At 64.3% G+C, this 19,473-nt stretch carries 16 protein-coding genes; 8 read left to right on the top strand and 8 right to left on the bottom strand.

Annotated features, from left to right (window positions below; translation table 11 throughout):
• Positions 1-7 precede the first annotated feature (7 nt).
• Complete coding sequence (locus VGH98_08435; protein HEY2375985.1) at positions 8-1,492, bottom strand: serine hydrolase; 1,485 nt, start codon at positions 1,490-1,492, stop codon at positions 8-10.
• 446 nt (positions 1,493-1,938) lie between these two features.
• On the opposite strand from VGH98_08435, the gene VGH98_08430 reads away from it, so the two are divergent.
• On the top strand, positions 1,939-3,486 hold the full coding sequence (locus VGH98_08430; protein ID HEY2375984.1) for a serine hydrolase: 1,548 nt from the start codon (positions 1,939-1,941) through the stop codon (positions 3,484-3,486).
• A 28-nt stretch (positions 3,487-3,514) separates the two neighbouring features.
• Here the strand turns inward: VGH98_08430 and VGH98_08425 are convergent, their stop codons facing one another.
• The 5 genes from VGH98_08425 to VGH98_08405 form a co-directional block, all read right to left on the bottom strand.
• Entirely contained in the window at positions 3,515-4,474 is a 960-nt protein-coding gene (locus tag VGH98_08425; GenBank protein ID HEY2375983.1) for an FtsX-like permease family protein, read from the bottom strand.
• Positions 4,374-5,141 carry an FtsX-like permease family protein gene (locus VGH98_08420; GenBank protein ID HEY2375982.1) on the bottom strand — a complete coding sequence of 256 codons (768 nt, stop codon included), beginning with the start codon at positions 5,139-5,141 and terminating at the stop codon, positions 4,374-4,376. The genes VGH98_08425 and VGH98_08420 overlap by 101 nt, the downstream gene beginning before the upstream one ends.
• Positions 5,142-5,155: 14 nt before the next feature.
• Entirely contained in the window at positions 5,156-5,407 is a 252-nt protein-coding gene (locus VGH98_08415; GenBank protein ID HEY2375981.1) for a hypothetical protein, read from the bottom strand.
• A 220-nt stretch (positions 5,408-5,627) separates the two neighbouring features.
• Positions 5,628-6,650, bottom strand: coding sequence for an alpha/beta hydrolase (locus VGH98_08410; protein ID HEY2375980.1), 1,023 nt, complete (start codon positions 6,648-6,650; stop codon positions 5,628-5,630).
• Positions 6,651-6,673: 23 nt separating this feature from the next.
• Complete coding sequence (locus tag VGH98_08405; GenBank protein ID HEY2375979.1) at positions 6,674-6,880, bottom strand: hypothetical protein; 207 nt, start codon at positions 6,878-6,880, stop codon at positions 6,674-6,676.
• A 255-nt stretch (positions 6,881-7,135) separates the two neighbouring features.
• Here VGH98_08405 and VGH98_08400 point away from each other — a divergent pair, with 255 nt between their 5' ends.
• The 4 genes from VGH98_08400 to VGH98_08385 all read left to right on the top strand — a co-directional run bounded on the left by VGH98_08400 (position 7,136) and on the right by VGH98_08385 (position 13,799).
• A complete protein-coding gene (locus VGH98_08400; GenBank protein ID HEY2375978.1) occupies positions 7,136-7,978 on the top strand; it encodes an endonuclease/exonuclease/phosphatase family protein in 843 nt (280 codons plus the stop codon).
• Between the two features lie 61 nt (positions 7,979-8,039).
• Positions 8,040-11,033, top strand: a complete 2,994-nt coding sequence (locus VGH98_08395; GenBank protein HEY2375977.1) for a SusC/RagA family TonB-linked outer membrane protein — start codon at positions 8,040-8,042, stop codon at positions 11,031-11,033.
• Complete coding sequence (locus tag VGH98_08390; protein HEY2375976.1) at positions 11,033-12,343, top strand: hypothetical protein; 1,311 nt, start codon at positions 11,033-11,035, stop codon at positions 12,341-12,343. Before VGH98_08395 ends, VGH98_08390 begins: the two co-directional genes overlap by 1 nt.
• A 142-nt stretch (positions 12,344-12,485) precedes the next feature.
• On the top strand, positions 12,486-13,799 hold the full coding sequence (locus VGH98_08385; protein HEY2375975.1) for a sensor histidine kinase: 1,314 nt from the start codon (positions 12,486-12,488) through the stop codon (positions 13,797-13,799).
• Positions 13,800-13,828: 29 nt separating this feature from the next.
• Here the strand turns inward: VGH98_08385 and VGH98_08380 are convergent, their stop codons facing one another.
• Positions 13,829-14,308: a VOC family protein gene (locus VGH98_08380; GenBank protein HEY2375974.1), complete on the bottom strand. Its 480-nt coding sequence runs from the start codon at positions 14,306-14,308 to the stop codon at positions 13,829-13,831.
• Between the two features lie 123 nt (positions 14,309-14,431).
• On the bottom strand, positions 14,432-17,095 hold the full coding sequence (locus tag VGH98_08375) for a BTAD domain-containing putative transcriptional regulator (GenBank protein ID HEY2375973.1): 2,664 nt from the start codon (positions 17,093-17,095) through the stop codon (positions 14,432-14,434).
• Between the two features lie 89 nt (positions 17,096-17,184).
• On the opposite strand from VGH98_08375, the gene VGH98_08370 reads away from it, so the two are divergent.
• The 3 genes from VGH98_08370 to VGH98_08360 are packed head-to-tail and all read left to right on the top strand — an operon-like array spanning position 17,185 to position 19,127.
• Entirely contained in the window at positions 17,185-17,535 is a 351-nt protein-coding gene (locus VGH98_08370) for a hypothetical protein (GenBank protein ID HEY2375972.1), read from the top strand.
• Entirely contained in the window at positions 17,505-18,275 is a 771-nt protein-coding gene (locus VGH98_08365; protein ID HEY2375971.1) for a hypothetical protein, read from the top strand. The genes VGH98_08370 and VGH98_08365 overlap by 31 nt, the downstream gene beginning before the upstream one ends.
• 51 nt (positions 18,276-18,326) lie before the next feature.
• Complete coding sequence (locus tag VGH98_08360; GenBank protein ID HEY2375970.1) at positions 18,327-19,127, top strand: hypothetical protein; 801 nt, start codon at positions 18,327-18,329, stop codon at positions 19,125-19,127.
• Positions 19,128-19,473: the final 346 nt, after the last annotated feature.

Here is a 19,473-nt window from a genome sequence, read left to right as displayed (position 1 = left end):
AACGCCGTCATCGTTGTGCGCGCTCGCGAGCGAACAGGATGTTGAACACGCGCACCCCACTCACGCCGCCGTTTCCGTCGGGAACGAACGTCAACACCGTCGGGCGAGCGCTGCCGCTCGGCTTCGTGCGGAACGCGTCGAAGCTCACCGCCTCCAGCGGCGCGGCGGGATCGGTGACGACCGCGGCCTCTAGCGCGCCGTTCTGGAAGGCGACGTGTATGTCGCCATAGGCCGAGTCGACGTACGTCCCGGCGTAGCGCTCGAGCGGGAGCGACGGAGGCGATGTCGCATGCCCGGTCTGCGCCACCCTCGCCGGCGGGCGCGCGAAGATCGGCTTTAGGTCGACGCTCCAGTCGCGGCGCGGACCATTCTCGAAGAGGTCGAACACGGTGTACATCAAACCGTGGCGGAGCTCCGCGTGGTCGAGGTTCTCTAGCACGTAGACGCCGAGCCGTTTGTTCGGCTCGATGCCGATGATCGCGCACAGACCGTTGATGCTGCCTGTGTGCATCCAGACCTGCTGGCCGCGATAGTCCTGGATGAACCATCCAAACCCATAGCTGAAGAAGTCGGGCTTCGCGAGCTGCAGCGCCGGGTACTCTTCCATCGGTGCCTGAATCTGCGGCGTGATCAACTCGGCGAAAGTACGCTGCTGAATCAAGCGCTTGTCGCCGACGCGGCCGCTGTCGATCACGAACCGCATCCACTTGGCCATATCCGACACGCTCGACCAGACACTTCCCGCCGACGCCACGCCGTCGGTGGACCGTACCGGTACCACCGTCACGGAATCATTGATGAGCGCGTGCGGAACGGCGACGTTAGGCTTGCCCATGATCAGCGAGACCAGCGGTTCGGTCTCGTTCATGCCGAGGGGCGCGAAGAGCCGCGTTTTGACGAACTGCTCCCAAGGCATGCCCGAGACGCGCTCGATGATCAGGCCGTCGAGGGCGTACATGACGTTGTGATACTGCCACTCCGAGCGGAACGAGGCCGTGGGTTGGATGTAGCGAAGCCGCCGGATGATATCCGCCTGGCTGTACTTCCAGCTCGTCGCCCAGAACAAGTCGGTGCCTGGCAGACCGCTGCGATGTGTGAGGAGGTCGCGGATCCTGAGCTCGCGCGTGACCCATGGATCGTACAGCTGGAGCTCGGGGATGTACTTGGTGACGGGGTCGTCGAACTTGAGCTTGCCCTCGTCGACGAGCATGGCGAGCGACGCGGCCGTCATCGCCTTGGTCGTCGATCCGATCGCAAAGCGCGTGTGCTCGTTGGCGGGCTGCGAAGTTCCCTTCTGCAACACGCCGTAGCCCTTGGCGAAGACGACCGAATCGTCTTTGACGACCGCGATCGCGAGCGCCGGGATGCGCCACTCGGCGGCGGCCTTTGCGACGTACTTGTCGAATGCGGCCCAGTCGGGCCTGGCCTGCGCGCCTAACGGCGCCTGCGCCGCGACGAGCAGCGCTGCCGTCAACCATCGAGATGCACTCACGTAATTGTCCGTCCGGGTAGGAATTTGAGTCAGCGTCCACAGTCGTCGACGCCAATGATGATGGGTGGGCAGGGGTGGGGGAAGGAGGACCCGAACTGCGCGAAGTCCCGGACGGCGCGAAGTCCCAGAGGGCGCGAAGTCCCGGACGGCGCGAAGTCCCGGACGGCGCGAAGTCCCGGACGTCGTTAAACGTCGTTTGGGACCTCGCGCTGTATGGAAGTCAGCGCCGTTTGGGACTCAGCGCCGTTCGGGACTCAGCGTCGTTTGGAACTTCGCGCCGTTTGGAACTTCGCGCCCTTTGAGACGTCTCGGGCCTCTTGCTCCTCGCCTGCACCGTCGCGAGAATCGTGCAGCCCAGTCCACACCCTGCTTCAAGGAAGCCCATGCACAGAGTGGCACGCAGTTGCCTTCGAACGTTCGTTCTTTCATTTTCGCTATGTGCCGGCGTGTCGCCGGTGCCGCTGTACGCTCAGCGCGTCACCACGCCAAGCGCACCGTCCGCGGCATCCCTCACTGCGCTCGACGCGTACATCCAGCACACCGTCGCCGATTGGGGAATCGCCGGACTGGCCATTGCGATCGTGCACGACGATTCCGTCGTCTACGAGCGCGGCTTCGGCGTGCGCGAGACGGGCAAGCCAGAGCGCGTCGATGCGCGGACGCTGTTCGCGATCGGCTCGAACTCGAAGTTGTTCACCGCCACGCTCGCCGGCATGATGGTCGACGCGAAGAAAATGAGCTGGGACGCCCCCGCGACGACGTACCTGCCCTCCTTTCAACTTTACGATCCTTGGGTGACGCGGGAGATTACGCTCCGCGATCTGCTCTCACACCGAAGCGGCCTCGGACGACGCGGCGACATGCTCTGGTATGGCTCGCCCTTCGATCGCGCCGAAGTGTTGCGACGCATTCGCTATCTGAAGCCGAACAGCAGCTTCCGGTCGCAGTACGGGTACCAGAACATCATGGTGCTCGCGGCCGGCGAGGCCACCGCTGCCGCGGCAGGTCGGAGCTGGGACGAGCTGGTCAAGGAAAGGATCTTTCAACCGCTCGGAATGAGTGCGAGCAACACGAGCGTGCGCGAGCTCGCTGGCAAAACTGACGTCGCAACACCACATCTGTTGGATAAGGGAGTACTCACGTCCATTCCCTGGCGCAACATCGACAACATCGGTCCGGCGGGCGCGATCAACTCCAACGTGGAAGACATGGCGAAATGGCTGCGCTTCCTGCTCGACGGCGGCGCTGTTGGCAACCGGCAGCTCATCGCTCCGGCGACGTTACGAGAAATCTCATCACCACAAACGATCATCCCCAGTCCCGACGACACGCTCTCGCCATCGACGCACTTCCACGCCTACGGACTCGGCGTCGGCATGTATGATCTGCTCGGTGTGAAAGTCTTGTCGCACACTGGCGGCATCGACGGCATGCTCTCGCAGGTGACCTGGGTGCCCGAGCGGCGGCTGGGGTTCGTGATCCTCACGAACACGGAGGGTCACAACACTGTGTTCGCCGCGATCGGCCACCGTATTCTAGATATGTATCTCGGCGCTCCGCCGCGCGATTGGAGTGCACTTATGTTAGCCGAGACACGCAAGCAGGAAGCTGCGCAGGCGCAGGCGATGCAGCGGCTGGAGGCTTCACGCCCCAAAGACGCAACGCCTTCGGTGCCGATCGATCGTTATGCAGGTCGCTACTCGAACGAGATGTACGGCGACGTGAACGTCGATGTCGCGGCCGACAAGATCGTGCTGCAGTACGGACCGTCGCGGATCGGCGATCTCGAGCCGTGGTCGCGCGACGCGTACAAGGTGGTGTGGCGCGAGAAGCGTGAAGGCGCGGGACTGGTGCAGTTCGTCGTCGATCCGGTCGGTACGGTGCGATCGCTGCGATTGTACGAGTCGCTCACGCCGGCGGCACTCCGATCGCCGGACGTCGACGAATTCCGGAAAGCCGCACCCGTGACAGCCGCCACGGTCGGTGCGCGCTGATGTTCTTTCATCGGCGCTGCGCTGCTCCCTATTCCGCGCGCATCACCACCATCGGACTCGAATTCGCGGCTCGTCGCGCGGGCAGCCAGCTTGCCACGAGCGCGACCGCCACGAACAGTGCCGACATGCCCGCGAACGCGGCCACGTCGAATGGACTGACGCCGAAGAGAAGGTTCGTGAGAACGCGCGACGCGCCCGCCGCGATCAGCAACCCGAGCCCGACGCCTAACGCGACGAGTTGTACGCCGTCGCGCAAGACCATCGTGAGGATGTCGGCACGGCGCGCGCCGAGCGCGAGACGAATCCCGATTTCGCGCGCGCGCCGGCTCGTCGAGTATGCGATAATGCCGTAGAGTCCGATGGTTGCCAGAATCAGACCGACGCCACCGAGCACACCCGTCACCGTCGCGGCGATGCGCTGCGGCATGAGACCGATGCTCATCGATCGCGTCAGCGGAACCACGGCCGGACGAGGCGCGGTCGGGTCGAGCTCGTGGACCGCCGCCTGGATCGCCGATGCGAGCGCGCGCGGATCACCGCTCGTGCGCACCATGAGCGATCGGTGATTCTCCCATTGCTGCGCCAGCGGGAAGTAGACGCGCGGTGGTATGATTTCGGCAATTGACTCCAGCTTCGCGTCGCGAGTGACGCCGACGATCGTCACCAGCTTATCACGATAACGGAACGTCCGTCCGAGGACACTGCGCCCCGCGGCAAAGCGGCGCGCGAACGATTCGTTCACGATGGCCGCTTTCGGCGCGCGCTCGTCATCCGTGCGAGCAAGATTCCGCCCGGCGACGACAGCGATTCGCAGCACCGCCATGTATTGGTCGTCCACCTGCAGAAAGTGTATCGGAACCTTCGTGTCGCCCTCGACTTCCATCTCGTCAACGTTGCTGCGGAGCGTGAGTGGAAGAAGCGCCGCGTACGACACTGCCGTGACGCCAGGAAGAGCTTCGACGCGGTCGCGCAGCGCGCGGAAGAACACCCGACCCTTCGCCTCGTCGTAGCCCCACGATCCAGCGTCGAACTGCGCTGTTGCTACACCCGCCGCGTCGAACCCCGGGTTCATTCGGCTCGCGTGCTGCAGCGCGCGCAGAAAGAGTCCCACGCCGACGAGCAACACGCGACGCCGAGAGCTGGCTAACCACGAGTGCATTGCCGAGCCAAGTGCGTCGCGCGCTCGCCGCAGCTGCCCCATCGCGGAGTTGTGTGGCGACGTCCGTGTGTGTCGCTCGGCGCGCCGGCACGAGTCCGACGATCAGGCCCGTCAGCAGCGAGATCGCGAGCGCGAACGCGAACACCCGCGCGTCAGGGGAAAGGTGCGGCGCGAAGGTGATCTCGGCCGGAATCGGCATCCGCTCGAGCGCGCTCGTCCCCAGGTAGGCCAGCGCAAGGCCACCCGCAGCGCCGAGCGCGAAGAGAATCAGAATTTCCGTCAGCAGCTGCCTGACGAGTCGCAGGCGCGTTGCACCGAGCGCGGCGCGCACCGCCATCTCGCGTCGCCTGGCGAGGGCCTTCGACGAGAGCATCGCAGCGACGTTGACGCTGGCGATGATGAGCACGAGCGACGCCGCGCCGAGCAAGACGCTCAGGAATGCCTGAAGCGGTCCGCTCGCGTCTGGCGGCAAACCGATCAAAGGCGACAGGCGCATGTCGGTGTACTTGTTCAACCACGCCGGCTCTCGGCCTTCCTGCGTGAACGACGCACCGAGCGCCGAGAGCTCGCGATGCGCACCAACTGCCGCGCGTCGACGGCGCCGGAGAGGGGCTGGAGCACCAGCGCATTCATGACGCTGAAGATCGTGGTGACGGCGCCGGCGCCGAGCGAGATGCAGAGGACAGCGACGACGGCGAAGAGCGGACTGTGACGGAGCGTACGCAGGGCGAAGCGGACGTCGGCAGCGAAGGTCGAAGGCACCGGTCGCGGAGCTGGAAGTGGTCGCTAAGCGGGACGAATGTACTTCGGTCGTGAGGAGGGCGACGTTTCGCCCACCATGAACCTGGTCATCGCCGGTGGCAACAGAGACGCCATAGGATTACGTGGCGACAGCAAAGGGCAGTCTGGTGGTGACGGTGTACTGGGCGGGCGAACGGCCAGGAGCGCCGATCCCGGAGAAGTATCTCAATCGGCCGTAGCTTCAGCGCTCGTTAGGCCGTGGCGACGCAAACTCTGTCGCGAGAAACGTCCGTATCGCTCCAGCGACCTCACGCGGATGTTGCAAGAAAACGTAGTGATTGCTGCCATGTACGTCGACGAGCTGAAACTGCGGCAACCGCCCGATTCGGGCCCGCGAATCGGCGACTACGACTTGCACGAACTCGAGCAGCGAGTCGGCCTGAGCGCGCCCGGCGGCGTCGAGCTCCTTGTAATACGGAACCACGTCGGCCACCGAGTCGGGCACGGCGTAGATTGCCAGAGCGCGACAGTGGATCCGGTCATAGCGGGCCACCTGCTTCCCGCTTGCGACGCGTGCCTTGAGGGTGTTCGGAGTCACGGAGCCCTGGTAGCGGTCCGCCGCGTCGAATCTCTCGGTTGCTCTGATGTCGGATTCGGGTTCCTCGACGCCCATCACGCGCGCGTAGAGGGCGCGAATACTTGCGAACGTGGCCGTGTCCGCGGCGCTTATCCGTGGATCGGATGCGGATGGCTGCTTTGAAGCAAGTGTGTCGATCCCGGAGCGGTCGTACGCCGCATCGAGGTAGACGAGCCCCGCGCAGCGCGCGCCGTATTCCTCGGCGAATCGCGTCATTTCTTCGCCGGCGATCGAGTGCCCGACGATCACGACCTTCTCGAGTCCGAGCGAATCGAGCGCCGCCACGACGTCGGCGACGAGCGTGTCGAGATTGTTGGGCGGCGGCGCGCCAGCCGAGCGGCCAAACCCCCGCCGCGTGATGCCGACGACATGAAAGTGGTCCGTGAACTGCGGTGCGAACGTGTCGAAGACGTGCGCGGTATTTCCGAGGCCGGCAAGGAAGACTAGCGAGGCACCGCGACCGCCCCAGTCGAGGACCTCGAGCGCCACCCCTGGGCCGATCGGTATCATGCGGCTAGTCAGCGCGGTCGGAATACTGGGCAATCGAGCGTCGGGCGCGCGCGCGCAGGCGCCAAGCCCCGCGAACGTAGTCAGAATCTCGAGTGCGCCTATCAGACGCTTCGTCATCGCGTGTTGCGCCCTCATGCTGATCATACCGTGCGCCTAACGAATGCGCGGCTGTCGGCGACCGGTGCGCGCAATGCCGCTCGCGCGCGCTGCCCGTCCTCAGGATCGCGCGCAACGCCCTGGCCGATATGCTCGCGGCAGAACGCGCTGATTGCTTGCTCGATGAGAGCCAAGTCATCAGTGCCAAGAATGTCCAGCGCGAGCTGTCGATCCCCTTCATCGAGATTCACGGTAGGATACTCAGCGTCTGCTGTTCAAAACACTCTTCAGTCGCTTGAAGGCCCGCGTCATTGGCGCGTGCCGGATGTCCTTCGGCCGTGGCGCCGGGCGGTGGCGCCGGGCGCAGTCCAGCGTTATGCTAGCCGCGTCCTCGCACGCTTCGACGCCTGGACACGAAGACCTTCACGGCGTGCCGAACCAGAGAGTACACTGCACGGATCAGAGCCGATCGAGGCGTCGAGTTCCCTCACTGCCCTATATCGACATTGATCACGCAATTTCGCTTCCTCGTCGCATGCATCGCGCTCGTCGCCTGCGCGAGTGCACCGCGCGCGATCCCGTCATCCACGGCGCGCAGCGTCCCGAGCACGACGCTCCGCGTGATGACGTACAACATCCACGCCGGTCACGGTGACATCGACCGAACCGCGGCGACAATTCGCGCCTTCTCGCCGGACATCGTCGGCCTCGAGGAAGTGGACGTGCACTGGGCAGAGCGCAGCGGCTTCGTCGATCAGGCAAGTCGGCTCGGCCAGTCGCTGGGCATGCCAGTGCGCTTCGGGCCCATCTACGAGCTTCCCGGCGCGAGCGCCGATGCACCGAAGCGCGAATTCGGCGTCGCGTTGCTCAGCCGGTACCCGATCGTGACGTGGGAAAACGATACGCTCACGAGGCTCTCGACGCAGACGGAGGACCCCGTGCCCACGCGCATGCCGGGCCTTCTCGGGGCGACGATCGATGTGCATGGTACGCGTGTCCGCGTGTTCGTGACCCACCTCGACTACCGCAAGGATCCATCGGTGCGACGAACGCAGGTTGCGGAGATGCTCGCGCGCATCGGTGCGGTCGACTCGCCGACGCTACTGCTCGGGGACATGAACGCATCGCCCGATGCGGAGGAGCTCCAACCACTCTTCGGCCGATTCCACGATAGCTGGTTGACGACAGCCGGGCCGGGGTTCACCTATCCAGCAGACACGCCCACGGAACGCATCGACTACGTTCTCGTGTCGCCTAACGGCAAGGTCGACACGGCATTCGTTCCAGTCGTCCCCGCCGCTTCCGATCACCGCCCGGTTGTCGTGGATCTGTCGTTCGGCCGCAACTGATCGAGCGCTCACTGACTCGCTGTCTTCACATCTCCTTCCTCCCTTTCACGAGGAGAATGACGTGATCATCGACACATCTCACCGACGCGCCCTGGCCGCGTTCGTATTCGCCGTGGCACTGGGGGCGCCTGCCCACGTCACGGGCGCGCAGACCGGGACCGTCACCGGGCGAGTGACCGACGCGCACACCGGTACGCCCGTCGCGACGGCGCAGATCACCGTCACCGGCAGCACACTTGGCATGAGCGTCGAAACGGATGGGCGCTTCCGCCTGACGAGTGTCCCCGCGGGCACGCACGAGATTCGCGCGCGCAGTCTCGGCTACGCACCGGGCAGCGTGAATGTTACCGTGACCGCCGGCGGAACGGCGGACGTTACGGTGGCCCTCGAGCCTGCAGCCACCGCCCTCGACGCCGTCGTCGTCACCGGAACGGCGGGCGATACGCGGCGACGCGCCATCGGGAATGCCGTGTCGACGGTGGACGTCAGCGACGTCGTGGACAAATCCACCGTCAGCAACGTCACCGAGGTGCTGCAGTCGAAGGTGCCCGGTTTGACGCTCGTTCCCGGTTCGGGCTCGGCCGGCACGTCGGCGAACTTTCGATTGCGCGGCGCTGGCTCGCTGTACGCCGGCAATACGCCGACGATCTACGTGGACGGCGTGCGCGTCACCACTCGCGATCAGGGTAATTATACGGTCTTCGGGCAGACTACCTCGTCGCTCGACGCGATCAACCCGAACGACATCGAGTCGATCGAGGTCATCAAGGGTCCGGCGGCGTCGACGCTCTATGGCGCCGAAGCGGCGTCCGGCGTCATTCAGATCATCACGAAGCGCGGGCGCGCGGGACGGACGCAGTGGAACGCCCATCTCGAGTCGGGCTACTCGGAGTGGCAGGCCTCGATGCGGCCGGTGAACTACGCGGTCGCCACGGCCGCGCGCATCGCCGACACCGCGAACTACCCCGGCTTCGCGGGTCGTGCGGTGGGTGATATCATCTCCCATCGCGTGATGTCGGAGCCTAACGCCCTTCGCAACGGAGACCTGTCGAAGATGAGCGTATCGGCGAGCGGAGGCGGCGATCGCTTCACCTTCTTCCTATCGGGCGAACAGAACAAGGAAGAAGGCGTGAACCTCAACAACTACGCCAACCTCGGCTCGCTGCGCGGCAACTTCTCCTTCGCGCCGTCGAACAAGCTGAGCTTCAACACCAATATCGGCTACAGCCGCAACCACGTGCGGCTGCCGCTCAACGACAACATCGCCTTCGGGCTCATCATCAGCTCCTATCTGGCGATCCCCGGGCGCAAGTATCCCTATCCGGCGGGGCTCAACTACTTCACGATCCTCCCCGAAGTCGCCAACACGTACGACAATCAGACGCAATCCGATCGATTCATTCTCGGGTCGTCAGGCGACTATAGGCCGTTCTCCTGGCTCACGAACAAAGTGCGCGTCGGCCTCGACATGAACATCGGACAGGCGGAGCTGTACTTCCCGCCGCAGCCAGCAGGTCTCGATCCATTCAGCGCTCGCGCGAGCTTCGACCTCGTGAACACCAAGGGATTCATCGCCCAGGGACGACCACTCAACCAGAACCTCACGCTGAACTACGATGGGACAGTCACGCACGCGTTCTCGGCGACCTTCGTCTCGAACTCGTCGTTCGGCGTGCAGTACCTCGCGGACGCATTTCACCGAACCGATGCGTTCGGCCAGGACCTCGGCTCGACGGGCATCCGGTCGGTCTCTTCGGCCGCCGTGACTACCGGCCGCGAGCAGGATACGACGCAGAAGTCGATCGGCTTCTACGTGCAGGAGCAGGCGGCGTGGCGCGATCGCCTCTTCGTCACCGGCGCGCTGCGCGTCGACAACAACTCCGCGTTCGGCTCCGACCTGCACCGCGTCTTCTACCCGAAGGCATCGGTGTCCTACGTCGTCTCCGAGGAGCCCTTCTTCCACGTGCCGTCAGTGAACGAGCTGCGATTGCGTTTCGCGTGGGGGCAGGCCGGTAACGCGCCCGGACCGTTCGACGCGATTCGATCGTACACCACATCGGTCGTCACCACGTCCACGGGCACGTTATCAGCGCTGCGCTACGGCTCCGTCGGCAACCCGGATCTCAAGCCGGAGCGCGGCACGGAGATCGAGCTCGGATTGGAGAGCGCATTGCTCGATAGGCGGCTGACGCTCGATGCGACATACTACAACAAGACGACGCATGACGCGCTGCTTCCGGTCGACGTCCCCCCGTCCACCGGATTCGCCGGAACGCAACTGCAAAACCTTGGCACCATTTCCAACAAGGGACTCGAGATCGTCTTGGGAGCGACGCCGCTCCGAGGTCAGTCCCTAACGATTGAGAGCTCGCTCACGCTGGCGACCAACCACAATCGCCTCGTCTCGTTCGGTGACAAGCGCGACCCGATCATCTTTGGTGATTACGCTCCGGTGCAGCGCTACCAAGAGGGCTTTCCGCTCGCCGGGTTCTGGGCGCAGCGCGTCCAGTACGACGCGAACGGCAATCTCGTCAAGAACGCCAGCGGGCAGCCGATCCTCGACCCGGTGAGCGTGTATCGCGGACCATCCGTGCCCACGCGCGAGATGGGCTTCTCGAACGACTTCATCGTGCTCGGCAACTTCCGCGTGCACAGCCTCTTCGACTACAAGGGCGGCAACTATCAGTTCAACGTCAAGGACTGGCGGCGCGACCGCGCCGGCGTGTCGTGGGAGACGGTCAACCCCAACGCCAACCCGGACGAAGTGCTCGCGCGCATGTTCGCCTCGGAGAATTACTTCTTCGTGCAGCCGGCGGACTTCATCAAGTTTCGCGATCTGTCGCTCAGTTACGATCTGCCGCGGCGCTTCATCGGCCGCGTCGCCGATCGCGCGACGCTGATGCTCGCCGCCCACAACCTGAAGATCTGGACGAAGTACGGCGGCGCCGACCCCGAGATCAACTTCAACGGCGGCAGCTCGACCTTCAATCGCAACGACAGTTGGACCGTGCCGATGACGCGGCGCTATTCCCTCTCGCTCTCGGTGGGCTTCTGATGACAACTAACACAAATATGTCCCACGCGACCGCGGCGCTCCTGCGTGCACGCCGCTGCCTGACGAGCGTCGTCGCCGCGCTGCTCGTCGGCGGAGCGGCTGCATGCAATGGCATCCTCGACGTTCAGAACCCTGGGGCCATTCAGGAAGGACAGCTCGCCGACCCGGCGCTCCAGCAGCTCATCGCCAACGGCGCCATCGGAGAGTTCCAGTACGCGTACGGGCAGTACGCGCAGTGGTCCGCCGTGCTCTCCGACGAGGCGTTCACCGATCACACGAACGTGGACGTGCGTCAGTTCTCGCTGCACGACTTCACCGATCTCAACACCATCAACTCGGGTGTGTACGAGTACCTCCAGCGGGCGCGCCAATCGGCCGACGACGCCGCCGATCGCCTGAAGGCGATGCTCGGGAGCGGAGCGTCGTCGAGCCTCGACGTTGCCCGCGTCCTCGCGTACGGTGGGTACGCGTACACCCTGCTCGCCGAAGGCTTCTGCGAAGCACCGGTCAACTTGAGCGCTCCCAAAACGACCGACGAGCTGCTTCAGATCGCGCTGTCCCGTTTCGACGAGGCGATCACCGTGGCAACGGCCGCGTCCACGGGCAGCAACGTCGCGGCCGCCCAGGACATCATTCACATGTCGCAGGTCGGCGGCGCGCGTGCCGCGCTCAAGCTCGGCGACGCTGCGAAGGCGCGCAACTACGCGTCGCAGGTGCCGGCGAGCTACGAGAAGCTCGCGTACTACTCGAGCAACACGGTGCGCGAAAACAACGCGCTGAATGGTCTGACGCACGCGTCCGGCGCGTCGCTCGCGATGGCGCCGCCGTTTCTCGGACTCAACGATCCCCGCGTGCCGCAGCCGGCGTCCACGCAGCTCGGGCTCACCGGCGGCTCGATCTACACGCCGCTCACACCGTACATGTACAGCGAGTGGGTGTCGTCAGGCAGCGCGCCGCGCATCAGCGTCGAGAGCGACGTCCGGATGGCGACGGGCCTCGAGGCGCGGTACGTGATCGCCGAGTTGGACGGTCCGGTGCAGACGACGTTGGATTTCGTGAACGAGCGGCGCGCCGTGGGCGGCGAGGCGTCGGTGTCGCTGAGCGGTGATCCGCTGATGGCGGAACTGCGCGCACAGCGCGCGCGCGACTTCTATCTCACAGGTCAGCGGCTCGGCGATCTGCGCCGGTACGCCAAGGCGGGGATCAACCTCTTCCCCACGGGGAAGTATCCCGTGTTCACGGACTCGTATGGTGACGCGACGTGCTTCATCATTCCGCTTAGCGAGAAGGCGGGAAATCCGAGTGGCTAGTAAAGGTGGCTGCGGTCAGACTTCCGGTCCCGACGTCGGCTGATGAAGGCTTCGCCTCGACGGCCTCATCGAGTAACGAAATGACACGAAATGCCCGTCCTAGCGGCCCAGTTCCTGCCCGAATCTTCAAGGTCTCGATCAGGTGGAGAACGTGCAACCGCAGGAAAGCAGGGGAGTCACCGCTGATTGTCCACTCGCTGCCGCTCTGGCGAGTCGACTTCGATCCGCGCGCGCCGAGCTTACCTCGCGATGGCTCGAACGCATCGCCGCGCGCGTCGCGATCGAGCGCGATCGCGTCTTTCCCGGTGAAGAGCTGCTCGACCACATTCCCATCTTGATCGATGGAATCGCCGACTACGTTCAGGATCCGGCGGAGGAAGTGGCTGCCGACGCGCCGGTGGTTGCAAAGGCGATGGAGCTCGGCGAACTGCGGTACGTCCAGGGCTTCGACGCGTATCAATTGTTCAAGGAGTACGAGCTGCTCGGCGGCGTACTCTTCGCCTTCCTTGCGAGGGCCGTGGATGAAATCGATCAGCCGTGCCGGCGATCCGAACTGCTGCAGTGCGCCCATCGCGTATTTCACGCGGTTGCGATCATCCAGCAGGCCACGACCACGCATTTCCTGCGGAAGACGACGGTGCAGGTGCGCGCGCGAGAGCAGCAGCTTCGAGGCTTCAACCGCACTGTCTCTCACGAGCTGAAGAATCGCGTTGGAGCAATTCAGGGAGCATACAGTCTGCTACGCGAGTCATGGGTCAGCGAAGAGCAGCGTAATCGGTTCCTGGAGATGATCGGTGAGAACGCCGAGAAGATGCATTTGGTGCTCGAAGATCTGATCTCTCTTTCCCGCCTCGATGGAAACGCGCGACAACAGAAGAACGTGCTGCTGCCGGCGGCAGCGGCGGAGGCCGTCCGACAACTGCGCCAGCTCGCGCGCTCGAAGGACGTGACGGTTCAGCTATCGCCGAACTTGCCGGCGGTGGAAGTCAACGCCGCCGCCGTGGAGCTCTGCTTGACGAACTACATATCCAACGCAATCAAGTATTCGGATCCAGAAAAGGCGCAGCGACTGGTCGAAATCAGCGCGCGACTAAACGAGCCGCGCGACGGCGGAGCCAGCGCTGAGCTCGTGGTCGAAGTCTTGGACAATGGGATAGGCGTACCGAGCGAAGCCCGCAGCAAGTTGTTCGATCGATTCTTTCGCGCGCTGAGTGGAGACGCGGCGATCGAGGTCGAGGGGACTGGGCTCGGGTTGAGCATCGTCCGCGAAACGGTTGACATGCTCGGTGGCCGAGCTTGGGCGGAGCCTGTCGCTGGCGGCGGGTCGCTGTTCGCATTCTCGCTTCCGTGCCGCCGGAGCACAGACACCATTACAGCTTCCGATCACACGCGCACCCGAGATGAGAAGTTCTCGAACACACCGCCGCAGGAGCCTCGCCGCGCCGACGGGATTTGAACCCGCGGCGGATCGAGTCGAAGGAGCGACTAGGGCGCCACCGGTTGCTCCGAAGCGGTCAACGCTTCAGCGGAGAGCTCCTCGGCCAGCGAGACGATGATGCCCGCAGGGCCTCGCATGTAGCAGAGTCTATACATGTCCTCGTACTGGACAACCTCGCCGACGAGCTCAGCACCGTTGGCGCGGAGACGAGCGACAGTGTCGTCGACGCTTTCGACTGTAAACATGACACTCCGGAGGCCTAGCGCGTTCGGCGGTGCGATCGCCGGTTCGATCTCGACCAGTTTTGGATTGCGAAACTTCGTCAGCTCGAGCCGGCCGTGCCCATCTGGGGTCCGCATCATGACGATGTCGACGCGGACATCTTCGAGCCCGTTGAGGCGGTCCACCGACGAGCCCTCGACTGGCGCCTTGCCTTCGACCGTCATGCCGAGCGCGGTGAAAAAAGCGATGGCGGCTCCAAGGTCGTCGACGACGACGCTGACGTGGTCCAATCTCTTGATCGTCATGTCCCTAGTATAGCGAGGGCGTCCGCGCCCTGAAATCGGCCAAGCAATTGATCCCGTTAGGCAAGTCGGGCATCGGCTCATCGCGACCATCTCGCGATCGTCCGCCAATTATCGAAGGCGCTTCTAGCGCCGGGCAATGGGGGAGGAGAAACGGCCCGTTCGCTCCGCCGCGAGAATTTGCGAAGCGGCGTAGCGAACTATCTCGAGGGTCTCGATGTCCCCGTCGACCATCAGCGGCGGCGGATCCGCCAGCACCCGGTAGATGGAGTCGGCGCGTTGTCGCTCTCCTGAAGCCGCGAGCGCATCCGCCTCTAGCTGCATCATGATCGATACTGCGCGCCCGTAGAACATCGATCCACGTGTGCGGTCGAGCTGTGACAACGCTGTCCGCATGTCACCTCGCGCGAATGCCGCGCACGCGTCGATCGTTGGAATCGCCAGTGTGTAGCTCCGCAGCCCGAGCCCCGCGTCTTTCGCGACAATGAGACGGCGCACCGCGGCGATAGTCGCTGGGTCCTCCGCACGCGCCGCGGCATCCGCGAGGCGTTCGGCAAGGCGGGCGTACGCAGGTGGTGAGAGGTCCGCTTGCTGCAGCCACACGAGCGCTTCCCTCGACAATGCCGCCGCGCGTTCCTTTGAGCCTTGCGTCGCCTCCGCCCGCGCCTGCAGCAACAACGCGCGTGGCAAATACTGCACGTGTGGATCGGCACGGACGTCGTTTAGTGCCTTCTCACCATTCGCCAGATCCCCGAGAGCCAGGAACGCGACCTGCCGCAAGGCGCCGGCGTGTCCGGAGCTCAGCCCGTACGTTTGTGCGCTGTCCAAGAGTCGCAAGATCCGATTCCAATCGCGGTGCGCGAAGGCGACTCCATATAGAACGCCGAACAACATCCCCACTCCGCTGGCGCGCGCGTATGCGATCGCCGCCGCGGTGTCTCCCCTGGCGATCAAGCCACCAATGTGTCCGCGTACGCCGCGTGGGCCAACCGTCGAATCGAGATGAAAGGCGGTATCTGCCGCGGCATCGGCACGGCGTGGTTGCCCCAATGCGGTATACGCCCACGCCATCCCTTCGTAGGCACGCGGCTCGTCGGGATATGCCGAGCGCAAGAGTTGCCAATATTGTAACGCGCTATCGGGCCGGTCGCGGACGAGCTGCTCGTACCGGGCGCGCACGATGAGACGCTCTCGCGGCCGAAGTCGACTGCTCAAGGCGAAGGCCCGCTCGAGATGTTCGTCGCTGTGGTGTTGGCGATCGCCATACCAGAGGAGATCGCCAAGAAGATAGTGCGCGAGCGCGAACGTGCTGTCTTCAATGACTGCTGCTTCAGCGTACGACAGCGCGCGTTCATTGTCTCCATGAGCAATCGATTGCCGCGCGAGCGCGTAGTCGCGCAGCCCCGCAATGGAAGCCGTCGTCACGGCAGGCAACGCCGGGACCGACTCCGGCACTTGAATGTCGAGCGCGCGCTCACGCAATTCCTCCGATAATCGCGTGACCGCCGCAACGATTTCGTCGGCGGTGCCGGGATGTGCGGAGAGTGTGCTGATCGTCGTTCCGTCTCGAGAATCCATGAGGCGCACGACGATTTCGGCACCTGGCCCGAGCGGCTCCGCGGTCGCCGTGACGGCGAACGGGGCACCGAGACGCGCCGCCACCTGTGAAGCAAGTGAGTCGGCGATTGGCGTCTCCGGCGCCCGCCGCATCAAGGCCAGTGCTTCGCGGGCTCGCGCTTCGGCGACCACGTGAAGACCCGGTGCCGCTTCGAGCTCCGCGCGAAGCGCCTCGCCGACCGCGAGTGTCAGCGTACCATCGGTTCCGCTGACTGCGCCGATTACCACCGTCCTCGGAGCTCGGCGAGTGGACCTCCAGGCGCCATTGAGTGTTTGCGAAATACCTGCGACCACGAGGACCGCGATGGCGAGGGCCGCGGCAATACGGCGACCGTGTCCCAGCGTCGGCACATGGACCGGCGTCACGGCCGGACTGTTGGCGACATGCTCTCGTGGGCTCTCCGAAGGCAGTGAATTGTCGGAATGAGGAGGCTTTGATTCACCGGAGGCCCTGCGGTGGCTTTTCTCCGTGCGGAGCCGCTGAGCGAATCCGGTGACGGTCGCATCGGGGGGCAGCCCCATTTCTCGCTCGAGAACCGACGTGTGGATTCGAGCTTGCTGAATCGCGCCTGCTCGATCGCCGGTGGCAGCGAGGGCACGCATCACGCCGAGCGTCGCGCCCGCGTTCAGGGGATCGGTGGCGAGCCGTCGTCGCCAGAACTTCAGCGCGTCGAGATGATCCCCGCGTTGCGATGCGACATGCGCCGAGGCTTCGAGTGCGCTGGTGAACGCGCCCGCCAGACGAGCGCGTTCTTGTTCGACCCACCGCTCGAATTCCGGCGCGTTCGAAAGGAAGAAGCCGTCGAGGAACGGACCTTCATAAAGGTTGATCGCGACTTCCAGCTTGCCCTCGACGATTGCTTGCTCGAATGCGCCGACGTCCGTCCAAACGTGCGACGGATTGAGACGCAGATCGTCGACGCCGAGCGTGATCGCATCGGCTCCCAGCTCACGACGAATTGCGTGGAGCAGTTGCGAGAGGGAGTGTCGCCCTCGATCGGCATTAACCTCCGGCCACAGGTACACGAGGAGCTTATCGCGCGCCACACCCCGATCGCGGGACGCCGCGAGGAGTGCCAGAAGCGCGAGGCGCAGCCGGAGGCTCGATCGACCGGAGACCGGTCCGTTTTCGCCCTCGAGCAACGCGCCGCCAAGGGTTCTGAACCGGTACATAGTCCGATTGACCGTCGCCTGATGATACGCGGAGCAGCCGCTGATCTGCGGAGGCTATTGTAGCGTGCCGCAAGCCAGGCCCGCAAGCAATGCGCATCCCATCTGTTCGCGAAACGCTCACACTAAGCTTGGTCGCTTTCGCCGCCGCGTGCAGTGGCGTCAGCGATCCGCACCAAACCGTCGCGCGAGTGATCGTCCAGCCGGCGAACGACACGATCGTCGTGGGCCAACAGCTCGAGTTTCACGCTGTTGCGCTGGATGCGTCGGGGCGGCCGGTGCCGAATGTCCGCTTCGTTTGGACATCGTCGCAGCCGCGCGTCGCCCCGGTCGACCCAACGAGTCCGGATGACTCGACGCGCGCTACGGCGATTCGGTTGGCACGACCAAGATCGTCGCGACCGCGCAAGGCGTGCGAAGCGATTCGGCGACGCTCGTCGTGATCGCCTCTCCGGTTTCGACCTTACCGGACAGCGGCCTCACGAGCTGCGCGGCGCTCAAACCGCGTGTGCATGGATGGATCGTCAGCGTCGACTTCTCCTACAGCTATAGCGTCTCGGGAGCGGATACGTCGACCGGCGACCAGGTCGGCTACTCGCTCGAGCACCAAGGGTCGGCGACAATGCGGTTCGACCAGTACATGGGTGATTCGAGCTTCGCCAGCTTCACCAACTGGAACGAATCCCAGGCATCCGATGCGATCAAGGGACACATCTCGATGCTCGAGAAGTGGATCAATATCACGCAGAACGATGTCCTGGCCATCGAGGGAGATGGCGATGCCGTGAAGGACCCGCAGTTCCCAATCGGTTGGGTGACACTGGCAACCGACAATGACCTCCACGTGTGCACTCTGCAGTTCACGGTGTCGCCGACGGTTTTCGCGAGTATCGGCAGCGGACAGATCGTCACGAACGCCTATGTCCCTCCGGCAGGGATCGACCTGTTGCCCGTCGCCCTTCCCGACACCGCGCTCCTGAGCACGCCATTGACGGTTGCCGGAGACGGCCAGTTCGGAGCGTGGGCAATCGAGGAAGTCGCGCCCGATAGTGTGCCGAAGCCGCTCCCCGGCTGGTATCACCTCTACAGTCCAATCGCAGCGGCGATGGTGGGAACCGGAGTCACCGCCGACGGGAAGCTCGGCACCGCGCATGTGCGCTGGAGCATCACCGCCATCGAGTAGTTGCTGTGGGCCGACATCACCCTAACGAGTAGCGCGACGGGAGACCACGCCATGCTTGCAGCGATCGACGGTACCGGACCTGTCTGGGACGACGTCTACCAGGCCAAGATGCAACACAGCTTCCTTCACCAGATCGTCCGCCGGGCACCGGGCGCCATCAACGCCATGTATTACCGCGGGCCCGACTGGTCCGGCACGGATACCGTCGGGAATTTGATCCGGCCCGAAACCGTCGTGCAGGACGTCTGCTATGCACGCGAGCGTGGCGACAAGACGGTCTTCCTCGCCGGCTACAGCCGAGGCGGCGCGATCGCCATCGACGCCGCCATGCTCCTGGCCCGCACGGACATAAGGGTCGACGCGATGTTTCTCTTCGATGCCGTCGATCGGAGCGTCGATCTGCGGGGAGGGACCATTCCCGACAACGTGCGCTACGCCTACCACGCCGTCCGGATGAAGTCCACGTCGAGTCGTGAGACTTTCGGTAACTGCGGCCTGAAGATCAATGGCTTGGGCGAGCTCATGAAGCAGGAATTCTACACGACGCATGGCGGCATGGGCGGCGTTCCCTGGGGCGATGCCGGTATCGAGGCGCAGGTTCGCCAGCAGGTCGGATTCATTTCCTGCGAGCCAGCACCGAGCATAAGGCTACCCGATGGCCGCCTAACGGCTCCCAGCGATCCGGTCACCATTCTCTCCCATCAGCGCAGCTTCATGCGTCCGCGCGCGCGCATCGACGAAGGGTTCATCGACGGATTCACGGATGTCACTGTCGAGCAGGAGAAGCGGGGAATGGAGCAAGTACGTACGTGGATGTGGTGGCAACTCTGGAAACACGGTGTTCTCGCGTAGCATCAGTCTCACTTCGCTCACTCGATGGAGGTGACCATGCGTTCTCGCCTCAGCAGCCGGTCGAGCATTACGATCGGCGCCACGATCCTTCTCCTGCCGATCAGCGCTAGCATCGGACAGCCGCCGCAGCAGCACTGCTCCATTAACGTTTTTCTCTCGGTGAGCCAACTCTCACTGTCCGGCCGCCCGGCAATGGTGTCGGCGATTCGTGATGGCCGAATCGTTCAGCAGGGCGAGAGAAACCTGAGCACTGGAATGGAGCTCAATACTGACAGCATCAAACCGGGAGTGGGCAGGGCGTGCATATCGTCGAATACGCGACCGGCGCGCTCCCGCGCGAGGAAGT

It is taken from the genome of Gemmatimonadaceae bacterium, from assembly GCA_036496605.1.
GTDB lineage: Bacteria > Gemmatimonadota > Gemmatimonadetes > Gemmatimonadales > Gemmatimonadaceae > AG2.
Note: the sequence above shows the minus strand (reverse complement) of the source record. Positions and strands in the feature narration are given on the sequence as shown.